We start from the raw sequence: 21891 nt of genomic DNA, 5'->3' as shown, positions 1-21891 counted from the left end.
GCCTTGACGTTACGCTAGCGCCGCCCTGCGTCGGCAGCGTGATCGTTCGGCGGTGATGGCATGACGCCCCCGCGACATTATGGTGACATGCGCCGCCTGGTTGCGACCTCTGGACAGGCGTCCGCCGGACGCGCAATCATCGCCTTGGGGGAGGGCGAATGGCGGATGTGATCCAGAGATCCGACGGGACGGCGGCAGCCTCCCCTCGCCTGCGCCGGATCGTCCATCGCCAGTTCGATCCGTCCGCCTGGGCCGGCAAGGGCCTGTCACCCGCAAACCGGTTCCTCGTCGCCGCGATCATCGCCGCGACGATCCTGGCAATCCTGCGCACGGAGCCGCTGCTCGCCGACGGCCGCGATGCCCTGCTCAACGGGCTCGACATGCTGTTCGGGACGATCTTCGTCACCGAATATGCGCTTCGTCTCTGGGCAGCCGGCGAGGCGCCGCGCTTTGCGGGGCTGCGTGGCCGCCTCCGCTACGCCTTCACGCCTGGCGCGCTCATCGACGCCGCCGTCGTCATCGCCACCTTCGCGCCGATGATCGCCAGCGGTCTCGTTTCGCTGCGCCTGCTGCGCGTGGTCGCGATCCTGCGCTTCGCCCGGCTCGGCCGTTTCTCGACCGCGGTCCGCCATCTCACCCGGGCGGTGTCCGATCGGCGCGACGAACTTCTGCTCACCGTCCTGCTTGGTTTTGCTCTGATCATTGGCGGCGCCACCGCCATGTGGCTCGCCGAAGGCGACGCCCAGCCGGACAAGTTCGGAAGCATTCCGCGCGCGATGTGGTGGGCCGCGGTGACCCTGACCACGATCGGCTATGGCGACGTCTTTCCGGTCACCATCCTCGGCAAGTTCATCGCGGTGATCGTCGCGATTGCCGGCATCGGCCTGATTGCGATGCCCGCGGGCATCCTCGCCGCCGCGTTCAGCGACGCGATCCAGCGCAGCCGTAACGCCGAGAGGCCCTGTGACACGGCTTCGGATCCGCGCGATGGAAGCCAACCGGACGCATGATCGACCGGTGCACGCCGGATCTCACGCGCGTGCTTGGGGCAACGGTCGCAGCGGACGGGACAGCGGCCTATTCCGCGCCGAGGCTCCCGCCGAGACCCCAGACATCCGCTTCCGGACATTTCGGAAGGGAAAGCAAGGTATCGGGCGCTTCGTCGTCGCACTCGGCCTTCAGATATTTGCGGCCGTCGCGGGAGGCCACGACGACCTTGTGCCGTGTCTCGCCGACGAGCACGTAGAATTCCCAGGCGCCGCCCTCGACATGATCGATCGCGTCCTCGACGCTGATCTTCCAGCGGCGGTCGGTGAACCCGCCGATATCGCTGATCCGCCGGCACGGATGGGCGCGGCGGAAGGTCTGGATGCACTTGATCTGGACGGAAACGGGCATTCGATGTTCCTGGCCAAGGGTCCCTCCGCCGCGACGAGCTCCGGGCGCGTGCCCGGGCTCCTGGCGGGGCCGGTCATTCGCCGCGCTTCTGCCCCGCCGCGCGCGCAATCGCAATGCTCGTGCGAAACCCAGTGCTTCGGGGGGCAACCGGGTAACCACGATCCGCGCCAGCCCGCGAATGGTCCCTTGCCCCGATGCGGGCCTGCCCGTGCAAGGGACTATCGATCTGGCAGGTGTCGGCGCGCCATGTCGTCTGCACGGTGCGCCGTCCCGGTCAGATGCCGGCGGAAACCTGCAGCGGCTGGGCCGCCAGCGCACCGGCGACGCTCACATCCTCGTCGAGGAAGGCCTTGACCGGCGCACCGGTCGGGATCTGCGCGCTGGTGCCGGTGACGAAGAAGCCCGCGACCGGCACGAAGGCGATCGAGGCGACCACGCCCGCGGTTCCGGTGGTGCCCTTGTCGTCGACCGCACCGCTCAAACGGATCGCGGTCTCGGGTGCTGGCGGCACGGTCTGTGCGGACGCGGCAGCAGACGACAGCAGGATGAGCGCGCCCGAAAGCGCGTGAACGGACTTGAACAAGGTAACCCCCTCTGGCGCCGGTGGAGCCGATCGTGACGAATGCCTTCTGGCACCTCTACGCTGGAGCTAGTCGGCAAAGGAAAACAGAGCGTTACCGCGGTTCGACGGCCGCCACGGTGTCGGCCGTGCACCGGCCGAAGCCTTCCCTCACAAGGCCCTGCCGCCCGGCCGTGTGGGAGCGGAACGCGACGTCAGCGCTGGTCCGGATCGCCGTTCGCCGGGGACTGGCGCGCAAAGCCGCCAATCGTTTCGGCCAGCGCGCCGAGCACCAGCAGCGCGCCATATTGCACGACCGGGAAGGAGAGCAGCCAAAATCCGTTCTGAGCGTCCGGCGCGATCCATTTCAGATACACGAAGAGGGAAAGGGTCGACGCGGCAAACCCGGCTTCCAGAGCAAGGAAGGCTCCCGCACGCCTCTTTGATCGCGTCAGTATCGCGCCACATGCCGCCAGAGCCACCGGGCCGACGAGCCAGGGAGCTAGCAGCAAGGTCGCAAGCAGAACCTCCGGCCCATCGACCCCAGAGAGCAGAGCCAGGGTCACGGCCGCCCCGTGGACGAAGCCGAGCCATCCCGCGCCGGCGGCGAAATCTGTCCGTTTCACAGCAGGCATGTAGCATGTCCGCCGGACATCGCAGAAGCGGAACCGCAACGCTGGAAACACGACGTCCTCATAGGTGCGCCGTGGCGCGCTTGTTCACTCCCTGCGCGTCCTTGTGGCGCGGGTGCCGCGACGGCGCGCGTAGGGGCGCGCAGACCGAGCGCTACTGATCCCGCGAGCATCTCGCGCCGGAAGCGACCATGACGACCGGCCGTGAGCCGGAATCCTCATGCGCCCGCCGTCTTTCTCTTCGCGCGTCCGGTGAAGGTACACTGCATCCCATGCGACGCGAGGCAGCGGTCCTCGAGAGTTTCGATGACGCGGCCGTGGCGAACGAGCGTGATCGTGCAGACATCCTCTGTAAACTCGTCCGCTGTGGTCAGCACCAGCCGGTCCGAGGTCGGCGCCGGCGCATCGAGGGTGAGAGACCCCGAACAACCGGGCGCTCCGATAACGAGATTGACGGCGATCCTGTCGCCCTCGGCTGCGGAAATCTCGATCGTGCCCTTCGCCCCTTCGAAGCGCCCTTCATAGGTCCCGAGCCAGTCGCGCGCAGCCGACATGCCGGCCGGAGCGTCGCTGTCGACCGCCGAACCGGAGGGACCGCCCCTCGGCTTCGCGAAACCGATCTCTGCCGGAGTGCTGCCGATCAGGATCGCGACGAGGACGCCCAATCCCGCAGCCGCCACGCGCACCACCCACCGCTTCGCTCCAACCATCATTCCCTCACCGACAATCTTCCCCGGACGCCGCCCGCTTAAGGTCTTCCTCTCCCCTCGGCCAGAGCGAAGCCGGTCCGCCGGCACCGGCACCGGAGCCCGCCGAGCCGGCGGGCATGACCAGCTTTGGCACACCGCATCGGCAGCATGGTCGAAGGGCTTGCGCGCGCATTTGGCGTACGCTGTAGAGGGGCTTGCCGCACGTATCTTGGATTGAGTCTTCATCCATGGCGGCAAGTCATTAGAGTATCTGTGTTTATGATTGACTGGTCTGATTTCTATTCACCCGTGGACCATCGAATCGCGAAGCGGATCGGCCTCGGATGTTTCCTGATCCTGGCGGCCTTCTTGGGAACCTTCCTGCTCTGGCTGACGACCTGACCCCGGAAAATAGACGCCCGCGACACCGTCCGCTGGCAACACCGTCAAGACGCTCCGCTGCGCCCGATCCCGACGCCGCTCCGGCGCTACGAGCGCATCGGCCGCTCAGACGCTGGTGGACGCGAGTCAGGCGCGCATCGTGCCGTCCGGCGCGAGCCGTACCGTCGCTCCCGAAGCCGCCGACGCATAAATTGCCTCGATCAGACGCAGGTCTCGAAGGCCCATCTCGCCGGGCGTCCTGATCGGTGTGCCGTCGCGGATCGCGTCGGCGAAATGGTCGAGCTGGCCGGCGAACTGGACGTCGGGGTCGCCTGGGCTGATGGTGCGGGCGTCGCGGCCTTCGAGGCGCATCTTCTGGCCGGCATAGCCGGTCGCCGGGTCCATGATCAGAGCGCCGTCGGTCCCGCGCGCGTGGACGAGGTTGGTTCCTGCCGAATCGTAGGAGGTGACGAGCTGGGCCACAGCGCCGGACGGAAACCGCCATTGCGACGCGACATGGGCGAAGATTTCTGCAAAGCGCGGGTCGCCGGCCGGTCTGAAGGCCGTGGCGCTGATGCTCTCGGGCATTTCCCCGCTCAGATACAGCGCCGCCTGCAGCCCGTAGATCCCGTAATCCTCGAGCGGTCCGCCGCCGGCGAGCGCGCGGCTGACCCGCCAATTCTCGCTCGGCCGCGTCGGCCCCATCCGATAGGATTGCTCTGCGCGCACCAGCCGGAGCCGGCCGACGGCGTTCCGGGCCATCAGCGCCATCGCCTCCCGGTTGTGCGGCTCGAAATGCGAGCGATAGGCGATCATCAGCTTGCGCCCGGCCCGGCGCCCGGCCGCGATCATGCGCGCGCAGTCGGCGCTGGAGAGCGCCATCGGCTTCTCGCAGAGGACGTGCTTGCCGGCATCGAAGGCGCGAATGGTCCACTCCGCATGCAGGCCGCTCGGCAGCACGACGTAGACGGCGTCGATGCGATCGTCCGACGCGATCCTCGCGAATGTCTCATAGCTGTAGCGCGCAGCCTGCGGCACGCCATACGCATCGCCGACGCGGCGCAACTTCTCGGGATTGCCGGAGACGAGCGCCGCGACGTGGGCGCGCTCCGCATGTGCGAAACGCGGCAGCATCTGGTTGAGGGCATAGCCGCCCAGGCCGACGATGGCGAAGCCGACGCTGTCCGCCCGCTTCCGCCCCGCAGGCGTCTGCGGCAGTGCGACGCCATCGGGCAGTGGCCGTCCCGTCGCGCGCACCGCACCGCCGCTTTGGATCAGGGCCGCTCCAGGCTTTGCCGCAAGCGCCAGAGCGGCAGCCGCCGCACTGCCGCCGACCTGCAGCATTCCCCGCCGGGTCATAACATTGCCGAGCATGTTTTCCCTCCACGTTGCCGTCGCCGAACATGGCCACCGACGCACTCTCTGCCGGCGCTCGCTAGCTTATCCCGCTGCACGCACTTAGGAAGTGGTCCTTCGACCGTGTCGGGATCGGCAGCGTAAGCCGGTCACCGGCCAAACGCGAACCGCTTTCCCCTCGGCCCATCACGTTCTAGAGGACGCCGACGCTTTCGAAAGGGACGCCATGCCGCGCATTCTGCCTCTGCTCGCTCTGCTCCTTGCCGGCACCGCGACCGCCGCGCCGCAGGCCCCGCCCGCCGCCGGCGCTGGCCCGGCAAGCGCGGTGAAGCCGGATCGTGCGGGCACGCAAGCGGAGGATGCCCGGCTGCTTGCGTTCCTGGACGCGGCGTTCGACGAGGCAGCGGCGCGTTCGCCCGAAACGCTTACCGGTCTCGGTATCAAGACCGGTTATGACAGGCTCGACGACTATACCGATGCCGAAGCGGAGCGGCAGCGTGCACTGGCCGAGGCCAAGCTTGCCGAGATGAAGGCGAAATTCGATCCCGCTCGGCTCAGCCCGGCCGCTCAGCTCAGCTACCGCCTGTTCGAATATTCGGTGGTCCAGGGCCGCGAGCAATATAAGTGGCGCGACTACGGCTTCCCCTTTTCGACCAACGGCAGCCCCGCGGGCGACATCCCGGTCTTCCTGATCAATCAGCATCGCATCGACACCGTCGCCGATGCCGACGCCTATGTTGCGCGTCTGCGCGACAGCGAACGGGTGATGCGCGAAATCTCTGATCGTGCGCTGCGCCAGGCGGAGAAGGGCATCGTCCCGCCCAAGTTTAATTTCGCGCCGGTGCGCGCAGACGCCAAGCGCGTCATCACCGGCGCGCCTTTCGATCAAGGCGCCGACAGCACTCTGCTCGCCGATTTCCGCAAGAAGGTCGCGGCGCTGGATGCGCCTGCCGAGACCAAGACCCGGCTGATCGCAGAAGCGAATGCGGCGCTTTCAGGCCCATTCCGCCGCGGCATCGACACGATGCTGAAGACGCTGGACGCGATCGAGCCGAAGGCCACGGGCAATCAGGGTGCATGGAGTCTGCCCGAGGGCGCCGATTACTACACGGCGCGCCTGCGTGCCTCGACCACCACCGATCTCTCCGCCGACCGAATACATCAGATCGGCCTGTCGGAGGTCGCCCGCATCCACAAGGAAATGTCGGCAATCAAGGACCGGGTCGGCTTCAAGGGCGATCTCAAGGCCTTCTTCCAGCACATCAAGAACGGCAGCGAGTTCAAATATCCGAACACCGAGGCTGGCCGGCAGGCGTATCTCGCCAACGCGAAAGGGCTGATCGCGCAGGTGATGGCGAAGGCGCCGACCCTTTTCCGCCGCCTACCGAAGGCGCCGCTCGAGGTGCGCGCGGTCGAAACCTGGCGCCAGGAAACGGCCTCGGTCGCCTTCTACAATCCGCCCACCCCCGACGGATCCCGGCCCGGCATCTACTACGTCAACCTTGCCGACATGAACCAGGTGCTCAAGCCGCAGATCGAGAGCATATCCTATCATGAAGGAGCGCCCGGCCATCATTTCCAGATCGCCCTGCAGCAGGAACTGACCGGCATACCCAAGTTCCGGCGCTTCGGCTTCTATGGCGCCTATGTCGAAGGCTGGGGCCTCTATGCCGAACGCCTCGGCCGCGAGATGGGCTTCTATCAGGATCCCTATTCCGAATTCGGTCACCTATCCTTGGAATTGTGGCGGGCGGTGCGGCTCGTCACCGACACCGGGATCCACTCCAAAAGATGGACCCGGGAGCAGGCGATCCGCTATTTCCAGGAAAATTCGCTTCTCTCCGAGCGCGATATCGTCAAGGAGGTGGAGCGTTACTTCAACTGGCCGGGGCAGGCGACGAGCTACAAGATCGGACAGCTGAAGATCGTCGAGCTGCGCCAGCGCGCCGAGCGTGAACTCGGCCCGAAGTTCGACGTACGCGACTTCCACGCGGCCGTGCTCGAAAACGGGGCGCTGCCGCTCGACATCCTCGATCAACAGGTTGCGGCCTACATCGCCGCCAAGAAGCAAGAAGGTTGAACATCATGGCTGACACGCCTCCGGACCGGCTCTCGCTCAATCCGAAGAGCCCGTTTTTCGACGCCACCCTGCTTCGGCGCGGCGTCGGCATCCGCTTCAAGGGCAAGGAGCGCACGGACGTCGAGGAATATAGCGTTTCCGAAGGCTGGATCCGGGTCGCCGCTGGCCGGAGCCTCGACCGCTTCGGCCAGCCGATGACGGTGAAGCTCAAGGGCGAGGTCGAACCCTTCTTCCAGGATGCGCAAGGCGGCGGCGAAGAGACTACGGACGAAGAGCCGGGCGCAGGCGAACAAGACTGATCCGACCGCGGGTGCGGGTCCGCACCTGCTGTGCCGTCAGACTGTCATGGATTTGTTGAAGCTTTCTCGGCACAGCCACGCCCCGCGATCGGGTGGCGCGGCGAAATGATGGGCTGTGCCGGTTTGCGTGAATTTGGGGGAATTCGATGTTTGCTGCCGTGGTTACCTTGCTTTCGCTCATCATGGTGTTGAGCGCGATCTTCGAAGATTGGGCTACCCGCAACGGGTAATTCCCGCGGGTGGTGGGCACCCCTTCTTGTTCCTGTCATCTTCCTGGGTCGTCGGCAGCCGCCTTGCCGCGGCGGGCGATCGGAATCCGCTGCGCTGACCGACCCGGTTGACAATCGTTACGGGTACGACTAATTGCCACCGCCCTGCGACAATCCTGCCGCAGCTGGTCAGATGGAGCGCGCGATGCTGAATCGCATGGACAATGGAAATCTTGTCTCCGCCTCCGTTCGGATTCCGCCCCAGCGCTAACGCGCCGGCCGGGCGTGGACCCGGCGAATGGCATATCAAGGAATTAAACCTTTCTGGGAAGCGGTTGCGGCCGCGCGCATGGTCGTGCGCGCCTGCCCGCCGCGATGGATGACCATGGGCGAAAAACTTTTGGCGCAGCGCATTCTTTGCCTGCTGCGCGCTACCAAGAGCCGCGGCGGCAAGGCCGCGGCGGCGACACTCGACTGGGCCGCCGATCAGCGTGATTGGCTGTGGCCTGACCGCGTCTGGCGCGATCCCAAGAAGAAGAAGGACAAGAGCGACAGCCTGGACTGGGACAGCCTTCCCCGGCTCGCCGATGAGATCGTCGGGGACGAAGAGGAGGATCTCTTGGCTGCGGCCGTTGCCGCCGTCGCCGATCTGCTCGATCTCGACGGCTTCGATCGCGCGCTGCTCGGCGTCGCAACCGCCCTGGATCGGCTGCCGCATGTCGCCGTGCTGCGGGATCGTCTGGCCTGCGCAGGCGAGGATGTTCCCGCGCTGGCCGCGCTGCTCGCCGGCGCCGAGCCGGCCGGGGCAGCGCTGCGGGTACGTCGATCTCCGCTGGTCAAGCTGGGACTGATCGAGACCTCTGCCGATTCCTACTCGGGCGGCGTCGATCTCACGCTCGACTGGCGTCTTGCAGACATCCTCGACGACGGTTGCCGGGACGAGGAACGGCTGATTGCGGTGCTCGCCGGAGCCCGCCAGCCGGCGACGCTGATACCGGACGACTTCGCCGAACATGCGAACGATCTCGATTTCCTCGTCCGCCTCCTCCGCGGTGCGGTCGCGCAAGGCGCATCCGGCGTGAACGTGCTGATCCACGGCCCGCCGGGAACCGGCAAGACGGAGTTCGCGCGCACACTGGCGGCAGCTGCGGGCTTGGGCCTCCACGCCGTTGGAGAAAGCGATTCGGACGGCGACGAGCCCAACCGGCGCTACCGCGTGCACGCGCTCACCCGGGCGCAACGGCTGCTCGCCCGGCGCGGCCGGAGCCTGATCCTGTTCGACGAAATGGAGGATCTGTTCGCCGACGGTGTGGCATCCAGCCAGAAGCTCGGCTCGAAAGTCTTCGTCAATCGGCTGTTGGAAACCAACCTCGTGCCGATCCTGTGGACGTCCAACGCGATCTGCGAAGTCGATCCGGCCCATCTGCGCCGCATGAGCTACGTGCTCCGGATGGACTATCCCGGCCCGCGCGCGCGGGCGCGGATCGTCACGCGCATCGCCGCGACCGAAGGCGTCCGCGCCGAGTCCCTCGACACGCTCGTCGCACGCGAACCGGAAACGGCGGCGATCGCGCGAGTCGCGCTGCGCTCGGCGGCGCTCGCCGGCGGCGACGGTGCCGACGTCGTAGCCCGTTCGCTTCTCCTTGGTCTTCGCGGCGGCCGCTGCCTGCCGCCGTCCGTCTCGGGGGATGCGCCGGATCTCGATCTCTACGAAGCCGATCAGGGTATCCGGGCACTGGTTGCGCAGCTCTCGAGCGCGGACGCTCCGTCCGACTTCTCGCTGCTGCTCACCGGACCGCCCGGAACCGGCAAGACTGCGCTGGCCGCGCACATCGCCGAGCGGCTCGACAGGCCCCTTGCGGTCAAGCGCGGATCGGATCTGCTGTCCAAATGGGTCGGCGGCACCGAAGCGAACATCGCGGACGCGTTCGCCGCCGCACGTGAGGACGGGTCGGTGCTGCTGTTCGACGAAGTCGACTCGCTGCTTCGCGACCGACAGGATGCCCATCAATCGTGGGAGGTGACGCAGGTCAACGAATTGCTGACGTGGCTTGATTCGCACCCGCTGCCGTTCATCGCCGCAACCAATTTCGCGCAAAGGCTCGATCCGGCGGCGCTCCGGCGATTCGTGTTCAAGATCGACTTGAAGCCGATGTCGCGGGCGGCAGCAGAAAGAGCCTTCTGCCGCTTCTTCGGGCTCGCGGCACCTTCTGTCTTGTGCGACATCGGCGGCCTCACGCCGGGCGACTTCGCCGTGGTCAAGCGGCAGCTACGTTACCGTCCCGGGGCTTCCGCAACCGAGATCGCGACCCTGCTGCGGGCCGAGGCGCGCGCCAAACCCGAGCGACCGGTCCGTATCGGCTTCTGACGAGCGGTGCGGGGCGGCCGAATTCGACCGCCCCGCACCGTCACATTTCCGTAACACGCGGCCCTTATTTTCGTCAGCAGATGAACGGGAACCTGCGCGCTGCTGCGGATCCGACGGGCCTCTGGGCCACTCTCTCCAATTTTCCGATCGGTTCGCGACCGTCGGCCTTCGAGCGGAGGCTCGCCGACGCCAACGGGTGGTCGGACGCCTTCGCGGTGCGGGTGATCGGCGAATATCGCCGCTTCCTCTATCTGGCGACGATCGCATCGTTCGAGGTGACCCCGTCAAAGGCCGTGGACGAGGCCTGGCACCTCCATCTCGAAGACGAGGATGATTACCACCGCAAGCTGTGTGCAAACCTGCTCGGGCGGACGCTGCGGCATCTGCCCGGATCCGGCGACGCAGACGAAGAGGCGCGCTTCGCGGATCAATATCGTCGGACGCTGACCCTCTACCAGGAGGTGTTCGGATCGCCCCCGGACGACATCTGGCGGCGCCCACAAGCCGACGACGATCAGGGCAACGACGAAGCGGAGCGTCGAAACCGTCTTGTCTTCGGTACAATCTGCGCCGTTCTTGCCGCAACCTCATCGGCTGCCATCGCCGGGCCCGCTGCTGCGTTCCTCGTCATCGTCCTGGTGATCGGGCTGGTGATCGGGATTGCGGTCTTCGCCCCTCCGATGGCGGAGAGGCGCAAGAAGAAGGACGACGGCGGATCATGCGGCGGCAGCGGCTGCTCCACGTCGGACTCCGGCGGCAGCGACGGAGACTGCGCCAGTTGCGGCGGAAGTTGCGGCGGTGGCTGCGGAGGCGGCGACTAGATCAGTCCGGCGAGCGGGCTCGACGGATCGGCATAACGACGCTTTCCCATCCGTCCCGCCCGATAAGCGAGCCGTCCCGAGTCGACCGCCAGCCGCATCGCGGTCGCCATCATCACCGGATCCTTGGCTTCGGCAATGGCGGTGTTCATCAACACGCCATCGCAGCCGAGTTCCATCGCAACGGCAGCATCCGACGCGGTGCCGACGCCGGCATCGACCAGCACCGGAACCGACGCATTCTCCACCATGATCCGAATCATGACCTCGTTCTGGAGGCCGAGGCCGGAGCCGATCGGTGCGCCCAGCGGCATGATTGCGACTGCGCCGGCATTCTCGAGCCGCTTGGCGGCGATCGGATCGTCGGCGCAATAGACCATCGGCTGAAAACCCTCCTTGGCGAGGATTTCGGTCGCCCGCAGGGTCTCGATCATGTCGGGATAGAGCGTCTTGGCTTCGCCAAGCACCTCGAGCTTCACCAGGGTCCAGCCTCCCGCTTCGCGCGCCAGCCGCAAGGTCCGGATCGCCTCGTCGGCGGTAAAGCAGCCGGCGGTGTTGGGCAGGTAGACGATCTGCTTCGGATCGATGAAGTCAGTGAGCATCGGTTGCTTGGGATCGGCGATGTTCACCCGCCGCACCGCCACGGTGACGATCTCGGCGCCCGAGGCCGCAACCGCCGCCGCATTCTGCTCGAAGCTCTTATACTTGCCGGTGCCGACGATCAGGCGCGAACGAAACGTCCGCCCCGCCACCGTCCATGTGTCGTCACCGATCGAGGTCATCACATTCACTGTCGTCATCCCGTCTGTATCGTCATTCGCCCAACGCTCAGCCGCCGCCGACGAAGGTGACGATCTCGAAATCGTCGCCGTCCTGGATCACGACCTCGGCGAGGGTGGAACGCGGCACGATTTCGAGATTGCGCTCCACCGCCACCCGGGTCGGCTCGAGCCCGAGTTCCAACGCGAGTTCCGCCACCGTCATGCCCTGGCGCACCCGGCGGTGGCTGCCGTTGACCCGGATCGAAGCTGTACCGTCGTAAACCATAAGCCGCCTTTGCGCTTGTCGTCCCGCCGCCATATAGGGTTTCTCCATGGCGACGCTACCGACGATCTACGTGCTCAACGGCCCGAACCTCAACCTCCTCGGCACGCGCGAGCCGGATATCTACGGATCCGACACGCTGGACGACATCGCCGACCGGCTGGAGGACCGTGCACGCGAAATCGGCGTTCGCATCGACATGCGCCAATCCAATCACGAAGGGCATCTCGTCGATTGGCTGCACGAAGCGCAAGCGGAGGGCGCGAGGGCGGTGATCCTCAATGCGGGCGCGTTCACCCACACCTCGATCGCGATACATGATGCGATCAAATCGGTCGCCACGCCGGTGATCGAAGTCCATCTTTCCAACCCCCACGCCCGCGAAAGCTTCCGCCACCGGAGCTTCGTCGCAAAGGCGGCGCGGGGAACCATCGCGGGCTTCGGCGCGCTCAGTTATCAGCTTGCTCTGGACGCGGCGGCCGGTCTCTGACAAGGCGCGCCAAAATACCGCAAGAAGCGGAACTGCTGGGGAAAAAGAGGGTCCAATGACCGACGAGAACGGCTCCCGCGGGAGCATGCGGATTGACGCAGATCTGGTGCGTCTCCTTGCCGAATTGCTGAACAAGAACGATCTGACCGAGATCGAGGTCGAAGATGACGAGCGTCGCATCGTCGTCAAGCGGCAGATCACTTATGCCGCCCCGGCGTCGGTCCACGTCGCCGCGCCCGCTCCGGCCGCCGGCGCCCCTGCCGCACCGGCTCCGAGCCTTGCAGCCGACACGCCTCCCGCCGCCCACCCCGGCGCGGTAAAATCGCCGATGGTCGGAACCGTCTATCTGGCCGGCGAACCGGGCGCCAAGCCGTTCGTCAGCCCCGGCCAGAGCGTCAAGGAAGGCGACACTCTGCTCATCGTCGAAGCGATGAAGGTGATGAACCCGATTACCGCGCCACGTTCGGGGACCGTGACTCAGGTCTTCGTTCAGGACGCCCAGCCGGTCGAATATGACCAGCCGCTGGTGATCATCGAGTGATCGGCGCCGCGCCGGACCGTGCCCGGATATCCAGGGCGGAGAAAGTCCGGACGCACGCCGCTTGTATCGCCACCAGCCCCGGCATCGCGCCGGGCCGATGAGAGCTGACATGAAGATTCAAAAGGTCCTGATCGCCAATCGCGGCGAGATCGCACTCCGTATCCACCGCGCCTGCCACGAGATGGGCATCAAGACGGTGGCCGTGCACTCCACCGCAGATGCGGACGCGATGCACGTCCGCCTCGCCGATGAGGCGATCTGCATCGGACCGCCGGCGGCCGCGGATTCCTATCTGAATATCCCGAACATCATCTCGGCGGCCGAGCTCAGCCATGCCGATGCGATCCATCCCGGCTACGGCTTCCTGTCGGAAAATGCCCGGTTCGCCGAAATCGTCGAGAGCCATGGCATTCTCTGGATCGGGCCGAAGCCCGAGCATATCCGGGTGATGGGCGACAAGATCGAGGCGAAGCGCACCGCCGCCAAGCTCGGCCTGCCGCTGGTTCCGGGCTCCGACGGCCCGATCGAGACGATCGAGGAAGGCCGCCGCATCGCCGGCGAGATCGGCTATCCGGTGATCGTCAAGGCGGCCTCCGGCGGCGGCGGCCGCGGCATGAAGGTGGTCGAGTCGGAGGATCAGCTCGAAGCGTTGATCGTCCAGGCCGGATCCGAAGCCAAGGCGGCGTTCGGCGATGCCACCGTCTACATCGAGAAATATCTTGGCGACCCGCGCCACATCGAATTTCAGGTGTTCGGAGACGGCCGAGGCAATGCCGTCCACCTCGGCGAGCGCGACTGCTCGCTGCAGCGCCGTCACCAGAAGGTGCTAGAGGAAGCGCCTTCCCCCGTGATCACGCCTGAGCAGCGCGCCCGGATGGGCGGCATCGTTGCCAAGGCGATGGCGGAGATGGGCTATCGCGGCGCCGGCACGATCGAATTCCTCTACGAGAATGAGGAATTCTACTTCATCGAGATGAACACGCGCCTGCAGGTCGAGCATCCGGTGACCGAGATGATCACCGGCCTCGATCTCGTCCGCGAGCAGATCCGGATTGCCGCCGGCGAGGATCTTTCCTGCACCCAGGAGCAGCTCACCTTCCGCGGGCATGCGATCGAATGCCGGATCAACGCCGAGGATCCGCGGACATTCGCCCCCTCCCCGGGCACGGTGAAGGCCTATGTCGCCCCCGGGGGCATGCACGTGCGGATCGATAGCGGCCTCTATGGCGGCTACAAGGTGCCGCCTTATTACGACAGCATGATCGCCAAGCTGATCGTCTACGGCACCACCCGCGAACGCTGCATCATGCGCCTCAAGCGCGCGCTCGAGGAATATGTGATCGAGGGCATGAAGACCACGATCCCGCTTCATCAGAAGCTGGTCGAGGATCCTGAATTCCTCGCCGGCGACTACACCATCAAATGGCTGGAGCAGTGGCTGGCGCGCGACGAGGCGGACTCCTGATTGGAACCTGGCGGTGGTCTCCGGATCACCGCCAGGCGGACGATCCGTCTTCCCGTATTTCCTTCCGCCAGAACGGCGCGCGGCGGCCCAGCGCCGCGATCGCGAACGCGCAGCCATCGAGCGCAGCCTGCGGATCGTCCGCACAGGTGGCGGCAAAGGCGATCCTTTCCCCGGGCACCAACACGCCGTGGCGATGGATGAGGATGATCCCGGTCAGGCCGAACCTCGCCTCCGCTTCGGACGCGATCGCCGCGAGCACGTTCCTGGCGAGCGCAGGATAATGATCGATCAGCAATTCCTGCACCGCGGGATCGGTGCGCGCCGCGATGATCGCGCTGGCCAATCCGACTGCGCCGAGCTCCTCGAGCCGCTGAAGCTGGCGGCCCGGATCGAAGTCGGCGGCCTGGACGCGGGCGTCGATCACAGCGCCCCCGGCGACGGAAACAGCGCCACTTCGCGCGCGCCGAAGATATTGCCCTCTGGCGCTACCGGCTCCGCTTCGACAGCAGCGAACACGCCCGCCCGATCGGCGAAGGCGGCATCATAAGGGTCGCCGCGGTCGGCGAGCCAGGTGATCAGATCGGCAACCGTGACGACGTGGCCGGGCGGATCGACGCGCTCGCCGTCGCGGCCGAAGGCATCGCGAAAGGCACCGAAATAGAGCAGGTCTATCGCCACGCTCAATCCATATGCTTTAGGCCGGTGCGCAGATAATCCCAGCCGGTGACCAGTGTGAGCGCCGCGGCCGCCCAGAGAAAGACGAGCGCGCCGAGGTGGACCAGCGGCCATTGCGGCAGAGCTCCGGCCAGGATCAGGCCGCCGAGGGAGACGAGCTGGAACGTCGTCTTCCACTTGGCGAGCTGGCTCACCGGGATCGACACCTGCAAGCCGGCGAGGAACTCGCGCAGACCCGAGACGATGATTTCCCGAAGCAGGATGATCAGCGCCGGGATGATGTGGAAACCATGGATGATCGGCTCGCCGCTCGATGCCCGCGAGGAGACCAGCATCACGATCACGGCGGCGACCATGATCTTGTCGGCGATCGGATCCAGAAAGACGCCGAGCCGCGACACGGTGCCCTGCGCCCGGGCGAGATAGCCGTCGAAATAATCGGTGATGCCGACGATGCAGTAGAGGATGAAGGTGATGCCGTAATCCCACCAGCTCGGCTTCCACAGCAGGAACACCAGCAGCGGCACCGCAAGGATGCGGGAGAGCGTGAGAAGGTTGGGCAGCGTCAGCATCGGCTCGCCACCCCCTTAAAGCATCGTACGAAAATGTGGAGGGGCGCTTTTCTTTCGAGAGCGCCGCCGCCGCCTTCTCGAAATCCGCCAAGTTCCCGATCCGCAGCTTCCAGGGAGCCTTGGCTCGTTGAACTCGTGCCCCTGCCCTCCTCTGGGACGCGCCGCTCGCGGATCGCCTTTGACGAAGGCGCGTTAGCGGCTATGCCACCCCTCCATGTGCGACAACTCGTCCGCCGGCGCCTGCGCCCGCCCCGACACAGTGTAACCGGTACCGTGCAAGCGTCCCTCAATCTCCTCGGCAAGCGCCGCTTCCTGCCGCTGTTCGTCACCCAGTTCCTGGGGGCGTTCAACGACAATCTCTACAAGTCGGCGATGGTCATCCTGGTGACCTACACCGTCTACAGCGACGCCACCAAGGAAGCGACCTTCAACGCCATTGCCGGCGGCCTGTTCATCCTGCCCTTCTTCCTGTTCTCGGCGCTGGCCGGCCAGCTGGCGGATTCGACCGACAAGGCGCGGATCGTCCGGATCGTGAAGAGCGCGGAAATCGGCATCATGGCGTTCGGCGCCGCCGGCCTGCTGCTCGGCAACGTCACCCTGCTGCTGCTCGCTCTGTTCGCGATGGGCGTGCATTCAAGCTTCTTCGGCCCGATCAAATATGCGATTCTGCCCCAGCATCTCGAGCGTGACGAGGTGCTTGGCGGCACCGGTTTGGTCGAGGCCGGAACCTATGGCGCGATCCTGCTGGGCACGATCGCCGGCGGCCTGCTCGGCACCAACCACGCCTGGGTGGCGGCGATCGGCGTGATGATCATCGCGCTGCTGGGCTGGGTCAGCGGGCGACAGGTGCCGCCGGCGCCGCCGGAGACGGACGCGCCGCCGCTCCAGATGGACTGGCACATCGTCCGGGCTTCCATTCGCCTCGTCAACGCGACGATGCACATTCCCCGGCTGTTCCTCGCCATCGCCTCGATCAGCTTCTTCTGGATGATGGGTGCGATCCTCGCCGCGCAGTTTCCGCCCTTGGTCAAGAACGTGCTCCACGCCAACGAACAGGTGGCGACGCTCTTCCTTGCGATCTTCTCCGTGGGTGTCGGCGTCGGGTCGGTGCTGATCAATCGCCTGCTCAAGGGCCGCGTGCTCGCCGTCTATTCACCGGCCGCGGCGATCGCGATGGGGCTGTTCATCGTCCACCTCTACTGGAACGTGATTCATTGGCCTGCCGTCGGCGGCGAACTGATGGATTTCGCCACCTTCGTCCGCATTTCGCAGGCCGAATGGGTGATGTTCGATCTGTTCGGAGTGGCCGTGTCCGGCGGCATGTTTGTGGTGCCGCTTTATGCCTTCCTCACCACCACCGTGGCCAAGTCCGAGACGGCGCGCACCGTGGCCGCCAACAACATCGTCAATTCGGGCGCGATGGTGCTTGCCGCCGTCCTGCTGACCGGGCTCGTGCTGCTCGGCGTGTCGGTTGCCGAGACCCTGTTGATGGTGGCGGTGGCAAGCCTCGGCGCCGCCTGGCTCGCCTGGCGGCTGCACAAGGCGTGCGACTGAACCGCGCGCCGCGAGACCGGTCTCAGGCCAGCAGGGTCCCAAAGAAGACGACGCCGCCGAGCCAGGCGTTCAGGAAGAAACGCGCACTTTCCGCCCATTCCGTTGCCTGATCGATCGGCATCGCCTGAAGTGCGACGCCGCCCAGCGCCGCGCGCAGCGGGTGGGAGCGAAAGGAGGCGCGAATGCGGGCGGGCACGATCGGTCTCATCACCGATGCTTAACGCTTTTTTTACCATTTCGCCTAGCCGCTCGCGGGGGATTCTTTCACCTGTGCCACTGCGGAACAGCTCCTCTCCCCCCGGCGTGGCGCCGTCTCGCTTGCCTCCCCATCGGCCGGCCCTAAGCTGCCGCACATGGCAAGCGACGTGCAGGCAAGAATGGCGACGATCGAACAGGCGCTGAGCGAGGGCCGGCGCCTGCTCCGCCCCCGGCCCGACCTCGCCGCCGCGCAATCCCGCGAGGTGCTGCGTGTGGATCTCGCGAACGCCGATGCGTGGCGGCTGCTCGCTCTGGCGCTGCGGACGCAGGACGACGCCCATGGCGCGGAGGAAGCGGAGCTGGAGGCGATCGCGGCCTCTGTCCACGACCCGCGGCTGATCGCGGCCGCAACCGCGCTCAATCAGGGCCAGCTCGCCATCGCCGAGCGCCAGCTCCGCCCGCACCTCAAGGAGAAGCCGACCGACGTCGCCGCGATCCGGATGATGGCGGAACTCGCCGCCCGGCTCGGCCGCCTCGGCGACGCCGAGTCGCTGCTGCGGCGGGCGCTGGAGCTTGCCCCGGCTTTCACACCCGCCCGGTCGAACCTCGCCACCATCCTCTATCGCCAGAATCGCGCCGCCGAGGCGATCGAAACCCTGGATCTGCTGCTCGGGAAGGATCCGGCCAATCCCGCCCACCAGAATCTCAAGGCAGCGGCGCTCGGACGGATCGGCAGCTACCAGGAGGCGCTTGCACTCTACGAGCAGGTGCTTGCCCGAATGCCGGCCCAGCCGAAGCTGTGGATGAGCTACGGCCACTTGCTCAAGACCGTTGGGCGGCAGGAGGACGGGATCGCGGCCTATCGCCAGGCTTTGACGCTTGCACCGACACTCGGCGAAGTGTGGTGGAGCCTTGCCAACCTCAAGACCGTGCGGTTCGACGAGGCCGACATCCATGCGATGACGCGGGCGCTCGACGCGCCCGAGCTCGCCGACGAAGACCGGCTTCACCTCCACTTCGCGCTCGGCAAGGCGCTGGAGGATCGAGGCGACCCTGCCCGCGCCTTCGCCCATTATGACGCCGGCAATCGGATCCGGCACGCACAGATCCCCTACGATCCCGATCGAACGCACGATCAGGTGCGGCGCGCTGCCGCCCTGTTTACCGCCGGATTCTACGACGCCCGTGCCGGCCAGGGCTGCGATGCGCCGGATCCGATCTTCATCCTCGGCATGCCGCGGGCGGGCTCGACCTTGATCGAGCAGATCCTCGCCAGCCATCCCGCCGTTGAGGGAACGATGGAACTTCCCGACATTCCGGCCCTGGTCGCTCGGGCCGGCGGCCGCGAGGGGCGCTACCCGGAGCATCTTGCCGAGCTCTCGGCGGACGCGATCCGCGCGCTCGGGGAGGAGTATCTCGCGCGAACCCGCGTCCAGCGGAAGAGCGATCGGCCCTTCTTCATCGACAAGCTGCCCAACAATTGGCTGCACGTCGGCTTCATCCGATTGATCCTGCCGAAGGCGAGGATCATCGATGCCCGGCGGCATCCGCTGGCCTGCTGCTTTTCCAACTACAAACAGCATTTCGCCCGCGGCCAGGCCTTCGCCTACGATCAGACCGCACTGGGCCTTTATTATCGCGCCTATGTGCGGATGATGGCGCATTTCGACGCGGTGCAGCCCGGCCGCATCCACCGGCTGATCCATGAGCATCTGCTCGACGATCCGGAAGCCGAAATACGCCGCCTCCTCGATCATCTCGAGCTGCCGTTCGACGATGCGTGCCTGCGCTTTCACGACAATGCCCGCGCGGTGCGTACCGCCTCCTCGGAACAGGTCCGTCGCCCGATCAACCGCGACGGCATCGATCAGTGGAAGCCGTTCGCGCCGTTTCTCGGCCCACTGAGGCGGGCACTCGGCCCGGTGCTCGACGCCTATCCCGAGGCGCCGGCGCAAGCGTGACAATTTGAACACAGCGATACGGCAAGATCGTTACGGTTAATAAATCAAATTGACCGGTGTCGGGGCGAGGAACAGTCTTCGGGGACTGCCCTGCTTCCGAGGAGACACGATGCTTCGCTTCGTCGCCAACCCCCGCACCGGCGTCCGCGCCGTCGGCCTCTCGCTCCTCGCGTCGACCATGTTGCTGACCGGCGGGGCCGCTCTCGCCGAAGAGGCTCAGGATGTTCCGGCCGGCGGCGATCCGAGCGGCACGGCCGATCAGGGAAGTTCGGACGGGCGGATCGGCGACGAGGATGAGATCATCGTCACCGCGCAGAAGCGTGAGGAAAATCTGCAGGACGTGCCGATCGCGATCACGGCGCTCGGCACCGCCAAGCTGGAGCAGCTCCAGGTCAACGATTTTCAGGATTATGCCCGCAACATCCCGAGCATCTCGGTGCAAAGTGGCGGCCCCGGCTTCAACAACGTCTATTTCCGCGGCGTCGCATCCGGCGAGAACGCCAACCATTCGGGACCGTTGCCGAGCGTCGGCACCTATCTCGACGAACAGCCTATCACCACCACCACCGGCGCGCTCGACATCCACGTCTTCGACATTGCGCGCGTGGAGGCGCTGGCGGGTCCCCAGGGCACGCTCTACGGCGCGTCCAGCCAGGCCGGCACCGTCCGCATCATCACCAACAAGCCCGATACGAGCGGCTTCTACGGTGAAGCTAATGCCGAGGTGAACACGGTTGCCCACGGCGAACAGGGTTATATCGGCGAAGCCTTCATCAACGCGCCGATCTCCGATCGCGCCGCCGTGCGCGTGGTCGGCTGGTACCGCAAGGATGCCGGCTATATCGACAACATTCCGGGCACGCTGACCTTCCCGAGTTCCGGCATCAGTTTCGACAACGATGCTTTGGTCGAGGACGATTATAACGACGTCGAGACCTATGGCGCACGCGCCGCGCTCAAGATCGAACTGGACGACGAATGGACGATCCTGCCCCAGGTGATGGCGCAGAAACAGGTCTCGCACGGCTTCTTTGCTCAGGAACGCGGTTTGGACGAGCTTCAGGTCCAGCAATTCAATCCCGAGCGCAACGAAGACAAGTGGTACCAGGCGGCTTTGACCGTGACGGGCAAGATCGGCAATTTCGATCTGACCTATGCCGGCGCCTACATGCAGCGCCAGATCGACGGCCAGTCCGACTATGTCGACTATGCCTATTTCTACGACGCACTCGCCGGCTACGGCACCTACTTCTACGACAATGACGGCAATCTGGTGAACCCGAACCAGTATATTCAATCGGATGACAGCTTCACCAAGCAGAGCCACGAGCTTCGCTTTTCGTCGCCGGCCGACAAGCCGGTGCGGCTGATTGCCGGCCTGTTCTACCAGCGCCAGGAACATAACATCGAGCAGAATTACATCATCGACAACATCGCCGATTCAATCACGGTGCCGGGCACCGAAAGCGATATCTGGCTGACCAAGCAGATCCGCGTCGACCGCGATTATGCCGCCTTCGGCGAAGTCACCGCCGACATGACGAGCAAATTGAGCTTCACCCTCGGCACCCGGATCTATCGCTACCGCAACTCGCTAAAGGGCTTTTTCGGCTATAGCAGCGGCTATAGCAGCAAGACCGGCGTCGCCGCCTGCTTCGCGCCGGCTTCGGTTTCGGGATCGCCCTGCACCAATCTCGACAATACGACGTCCGATACGGATTTCATCCACCGCCTGAACGTCACCTACAAGGTCACCGACGATGCCCTGGTCTATGCGACGGTCTCCCGCGGGTTCCGCCCGGGCGGGATCAATCGCCGCACCGGCCCCGGCTTCGGACCCTACCAGGCCGATTTCATCGACAATTATGAAGCAGGCTTCAAAACCAGTTGGTGGAACAACCGGATCCGCTTCAACGCCGCAATCTATCAGCTGAACTGGAGCGACATTCAGCTGTCCTTCCTCGGCGCCAACGGCCTCACCGTGATCCGCAACGCCGGCGACGCCCGCATCCGCGGCGCGGAACTGGACTTCTTCGTCCGGCCGGCAACCGGGTTCACGATCAGCGCCGGCGCGGCCTATAACGACGCGCAGAGCAAGAATGATTTCTGCCGCTACGCGAACAGTCAGAGCGACTGCACGATCCCTGGCCCTGGCGGCGAGGATAACGAGATTTTGGCGCCCGAGGGTACACGGCTTCCGCTGACGTCCAGGTTCAAGGCCAACGCGCTCGCACGCTACGAATTCCCAGTCGGTGCTAATCGAGGTCATTTTCAGATCAACGTCGTCCACGAGGGACGCCGCACCAGCGACCTGCGCCTCGTCGAACGCGCCATCCAGGGTGATCTCGATGAATATACCACGGTCGATCTCAGCACCGGCATCAAGGCCGGACGCTGGAATGCCGAACTCTACGTCAAGAATCTGTTCGACGTGAACGGCGCGCTCGGCAACTCGATCCAGTGCGCGGAAGGCATTTGCGGCGACCCCGAAGGTCTGACCGCGATCGGCCCCAAGGTCTACACCTATGTGACCCGGCCGCGAACGATCGGGTTGCGGGTCGGCACACGCTTTTGATCGTCCAGCGCCGCGGATCGATCGAGG

Annotated in this window: 20 protein-coding genes and 1 pseudogene; 11 read left to right on the top strand and 10 right to left on the bottom strand. The window is 65.7% G+C overall.

From position 1 onward, the window contains the following. Window positions 1-158 precede the first annotated feature (158 nt). On the top strand, window positions 159-1010 hold the full coding sequence (locus ETR14_RS20030; RefSeq protein ID WP_129388017.1) for an ion transporter: 852 nt from the start codon (window positions 159-161) through the stop codon (window positions 1008-1010). Window positions 1011-1077: 67 nt separating this feature from the next. Here ETR14_RS20030 and ETR14_RS20025 read toward each other — a convergent pair whose 3' ends face one another. From ETR14_RS20025 to ETR14_RS20005, 5 genes are all read right to left on the bottom strand, one after another. Next, the gene (locus tag ETR14_RS20025) at window positions 1078-1398 is read right to left on the bottom strand and encodes a DUF3892 domain-containing protein (RefSeq protein WP_129388014.1); all 321 of its coding nucleotides are present in this window, start codon (window positions 1396-1398) and stop codon (window positions 1078-1080) included. Window positions 1399-1672: 274 nt separating this feature from the next. Beyond that, window positions 1673-1981, bottom strand: coding sequence for a hypothetical protein (locus tag ETR14_RS20020; protein WP_129388011.1), 309 nt, complete (start codon window positions 1979-1981; stop codon window positions 1673-1675). A gap of 191 nt (window positions 1982-2172) precedes the next feature. Beyond that, window positions 2173-2592 carry a hypothetical protein gene (locus ETR14_RS20015; RefSeq protein ID WP_129388008.1) on the bottom strand — a complete coding sequence of 140 codons (420 nt, stop codon included), beginning with the start codon at window positions 2590-2592 and terminating at the stop codon, window positions 2173-2175. A gap of 215 nt (window positions 2593-2807) precedes the next feature. Beyond that, window positions 2808-3302: a hypothetical protein gene (locus ETR14_RS20010; protein WP_129388005.1), complete on the bottom strand. Its 495-nt coding sequence runs from the start codon at window positions 3300-3302 to the stop codon at window positions 2808-2810. A gap of 504 nt (window positions 3303-3806) precedes the next feature. Then, complete coding sequence (locus tag ETR14_RS20005; RefSeq protein ID WP_129388002.1) at window positions 3807-5033, bottom strand: Gfo/Idh/MocA family protein; 1227 nt, start codon at window positions 5031-5033, stop codon at window positions 3807-3809. 208 nt (window positions 5034-5241) lie between these two features. On the opposite strand from ETR14_RS20005, the gene ETR14_RS20000 reads away from it, so the two are divergent. From ETR14_RS20000 to ETR14_RS19985, 4 genes are all read left to right on the top strand, one after another. Next, window positions 5242-7095 carry a DUF885 family protein gene (locus ETR14_RS20000; RefSeq protein WP_129387999.1) on the top strand — a complete coding sequence of 618 codons (1854 nt, stop codon included), beginning with the start codon at window positions 5242-5244 and terminating at the stop codon, window positions 7093-7095. A 5-nt stretch (window positions 7096-7100) separates the two neighbouring features. Continuing rightward, a complete protein-coding gene (locus tag ETR14_RS19995; RefSeq protein WP_129387996.1) occupies window positions 7101-7394 on the top strand; it encodes a DUF3297 family protein in 294 nt (97 codons plus the stop codon). Window positions 7395-7988: 594 nt separating this feature from the next. Then, window positions 7989-9971 carry an AAA family ATPase gene (locus ETR14_RS19990; RefSeq protein WP_129387993.1) on the top strand — a complete coding sequence of 661 codons (1983 nt, stop codon included), beginning with the start codon at window positions 7989-7991 and terminating at the stop codon, window positions 9969-9971. Window positions 9972-10051: 80 nt separating this feature from the next. Continuing rightward, window positions 10052-10792, top strand: a complete 741-nt coding sequence (locus ETR14_RS19985) for a hypothetical protein (RefSeq protein WP_129387990.1) — start codon at window positions 10052-10054, stop codon at window positions 10790-10792. Here ETR14_RS19985 and thiS read toward each other — a convergent pair. Then, window positions 10789-11836 (bottom strand): annotated as a pseudogene (thiS, locus tag ETR14_RS19980) (sulfur carrier protein ThiS). The gene ETR14_RS19985 and the pseudogene thiS overlap by 4 nt on opposite strands. Before the next feature lie 46 nt (window positions 11837-11882). Here thiS and aroQ point away from each other — a divergent pair. The 3 genes from aroQ to accC all read left to right on the top strand — a co-directional run bounded on the left by aroQ (window position 11883) and on the right by accC (window position 14329). Continuing rightward, window positions 11883-12323, top strand: a complete 441-nt coding sequence (gene aroQ, locus ETR14_RS19970; RefSeq protein ID WP_129387984.1) for a type II 3-dehydroquinate dehydratase — start codon at window positions 11883-11885, stop codon at window positions 12321-12323. 55 nt (window positions 12324-12378) lie between these two features. Continuing rightward, window positions 12379-12864 carry an acetyl-CoA carboxylase biotin carboxyl carrier protein gene (gene accB / locus ETR14_RS19965; protein WP_165356541.1) on the top strand — a complete coding sequence of 162 codons (486 nt, stop codon included), beginning with the start codon at window positions 12379-12381 and terminating at the stop codon, window positions 12862-12864. Window positions 12865-12973: 109 nt separating this feature from the next. Further along, window positions 12974-14329: an acetyl-CoA carboxylase biotin carboxylase subunit gene (gene accC, locus ETR14_RS19960; RefSeq protein WP_129387981.1), complete on the top strand. Its 1356-nt coding sequence runs from the start codon at window positions 12974-12976 to the stop codon at window positions 14327-14329. A 25-nt stretch (window positions 14330-14354) separates the two neighbouring features. On the opposite strand, the gene ETR14_RS19955 is transcribed toward accC, so the two are convergent. From ETR14_RS19955 to pgsA, 3 genes are read right to left on the bottom strand one after another with little or no spacing between them, the layout of a single operon-like run. Beyond that, window positions 14355-14753, bottom strand: a complete 399-nt coding sequence (locus tag ETR14_RS19955) for a molybdenum cofactor biosynthesis protein MoaE (protein ID WP_129387978.1) — start codon at window positions 14751-14753, stop codon at window positions 14355-14357. Beyond that, window positions 14750-15007: a MoaD/ThiS family protein gene (locus ETR14_RS19950; protein WP_129387975.1), complete on the bottom strand. Its 258-nt coding sequence runs from the start codon at window positions 15005-15007 to the stop codon at window positions 14750-14752. Before ETR14_RS19950 ends, ETR14_RS19955 begins: the two co-directional genes overlap by 4 nt. Window positions 15008-15009: 2 nt before the next feature. Further along, on the bottom strand, window positions 15010-15576 hold the full coding sequence (gene pgsA / locus ETR14_RS19945) for a CDP-diacylglycerol--glycerol-3-phosphate 3-phosphatidyltransferase (RefSeq protein ID WP_129387972.1): 567 nt from the start codon (window positions 15574-15576) through the stop codon (window positions 15010-15012). A gap of 273 nt (window positions 15577-15849) precedes the next feature. Between pgsA and ETR14_RS19940 the strand changes: the two genes are divergently transcribed. Next, window positions 15850-17130: an MFS transporter gene (locus ETR14_RS19940; protein ID WP_129387970.1), complete on the top strand. Its 1281-nt coding sequence runs from the start codon at window positions 15850-15852 to the stop codon at window positions 17128-17130. A gap of 22 nt (window positions 17131-17152) precedes the next feature. Here the strand turns inward: ETR14_RS19940 and ETR14_RS19935 are convergent, their stop codons facing one another. Then, window positions 17153-17338 (bottom strand): hypothetical protein, encoded by a 186-nt coding sequence (locus ETR14_RS19935; protein WP_129387967.1) that lies wholly within the window; start codon window positions 17336-17338, stop codon window positions 17153-17155. A gap of 145 nt (window positions 17339-17483) precedes the next feature. Here ETR14_RS19935 and ETR14_RS19930 point away from each other — a divergent pair, with 145 nt between their 5' ends. Continuing rightward, window positions 17484-19289 carry a tetratricopeptide repeat-containing sulfotransferase family protein gene (locus ETR14_RS19930; protein WP_243455595.1) on the top strand — a complete coding sequence of 602 codons (1806 nt, stop codon included), beginning with the start codon at window positions 17484-17486 and terminating at the stop codon, window positions 19287-19289. 109 nt (window positions 19290-19398) lie between these two features. Further along, on the top strand, window positions 19399-21864 hold the full coding sequence (locus tag ETR14_RS19925; RefSeq protein WP_243455594.1) for a TonB-dependent receptor: 2466 nt from the start codon (window positions 19399-19401) through the stop codon (window positions 21862-21864). Window positions 21865-21891 lie beyond the last annotated feature (27 nt).

It is taken from the genome of Sphingosinicella sp. BN140058 (assembly GCF_004135585.1).
In the GTDB taxonomy this organism is placed as follows: Bacteria; Pseudomonadota; Alphaproteobacteria; order Sphingomonadales; family Sphingomonadaceae; genus Allosphingosinicella.
This window is presented reverse-complemented; position numbering and strand designations above follow the sequence as displayed.

What these genes read in the sequence shown, in the direction of transcription:
- ETR14_RS20030 (WP_129388017.1), top strand. Translation starts at nt 159, where the DNA reads ATGGCGGATGTGATCCAGAGATCCGACGGGACGGCGGCAGCCTCCCCT.
- ETR14_RS20025 (WP_129388014.1), bottom strand. Translation starts at nt 1,398, where the DNA reads ATGCCCGTTTCCGTCCAGATCAAGTGCATCCAGACCTTCCGCCGCGCC.
- ETR14_RS20015 (WP_129388008.1), bottom strand. Translation starts at nt 2,592, where the DNA reads ATGCCTGCTGTGAAACGGACAGATTTCGCCGCCGGCGCGGGATGGCTC.
- ETR14_RS20010 (WP_129388005.1), bottom strand. Translation starts at nt 3,302, where the DNA reads ATGATGGTTGGAGCGAAGCGGTGGGTGGTGCGCGTGGCGGCTGCGGGA.
- ETR14_RS20005 (WP_129388002.1), bottom strand. Translation starts at nt 5,033, where the DNA reads ATGCTCGGCAATGTTATGACCCGGCGGGGAATGCTGCAGGTCGGCGGC.
- ETR14_RS20000 (WP_129387999.1), top strand. Translation starts at nt 5,242, where the DNA reads ATGCCGCGCATTCTGCCTCTGCTCGCTCTGCTCCTTGCCGGCACCGCG.
- ETR14_RS19995 (WP_129387996.1), top strand. Translation starts at nt 7,101, where the DNA reads ATGGCTGACACGCCTCCGGACCGGCTCTCGCTCAATCCGAAGAGCCCG.
- ETR14_RS19990 (WP_129387993.1), top strand. Translation starts at nt 7,989, where the DNA reads ATGGGCGAAAAACTTTTGGCGCAGCGCATTCTTTGCCTGCTGCGCGCT.
- ETR14_RS19985 (WP_129387990.1), top strand. Translation starts at nt 10,052, where the DNA reads ATGAACGGGAACCTGCGCGCTGCTGCGGATCCGACGGGCCTCTGGGCC.
- aroQ (WP_129387984.1), top strand. Translation starts at nt 11,883, where the DNA reads ATGGCGACGCTACCGACGATCTACGTGCTCAACGGCCCGAACCTCAAC.
- accB (WP_165356541.1), top strand. Translation starts at nt 12,379, where the DNA reads ATGACCGACGAGAACGGCTCCCGCGGGAGCATGCGGATTGACGCAGAT.
- accC (WP_129387981.1), top strand. Translation starts at nt 12,974, where the DNA reads ATGAAGATTCAAAAGGTCCTGATCGCCAATCGCGGCGAGATCGCACTC.
- pgsA (WP_129387972.1), bottom strand. Translation starts at nt 15,576, where the DNA reads ATGCTGACGCTGCCCAACCTTCTCACGCTCTCCCGCATCCTTGCGGTG.
- ETR14_RS19935 (WP_129387967.1), bottom strand. Translation starts at nt 17,338, where the DNA reads ATGAGACCGATCGTGCCCGCCCGCATTCGCGCCTCCTTTCGCTCCCAC.
- ETR14_RS19930 (WP_243455595.1), top strand. Translation starts at nt 17,484, where the DNA reads ATGGCAAGCGACGTGCAGGCAAGAATGGCGACGATCGAACAGGCGCTG.
- ETR14_RS19925 (WP_243455594.1), top strand. Translation starts at nt 19,399, where the DNA reads ATGCTTCGCTTCGTCGCCAACCCCCGCACCGGCGTCCGCGCCGTCGGC.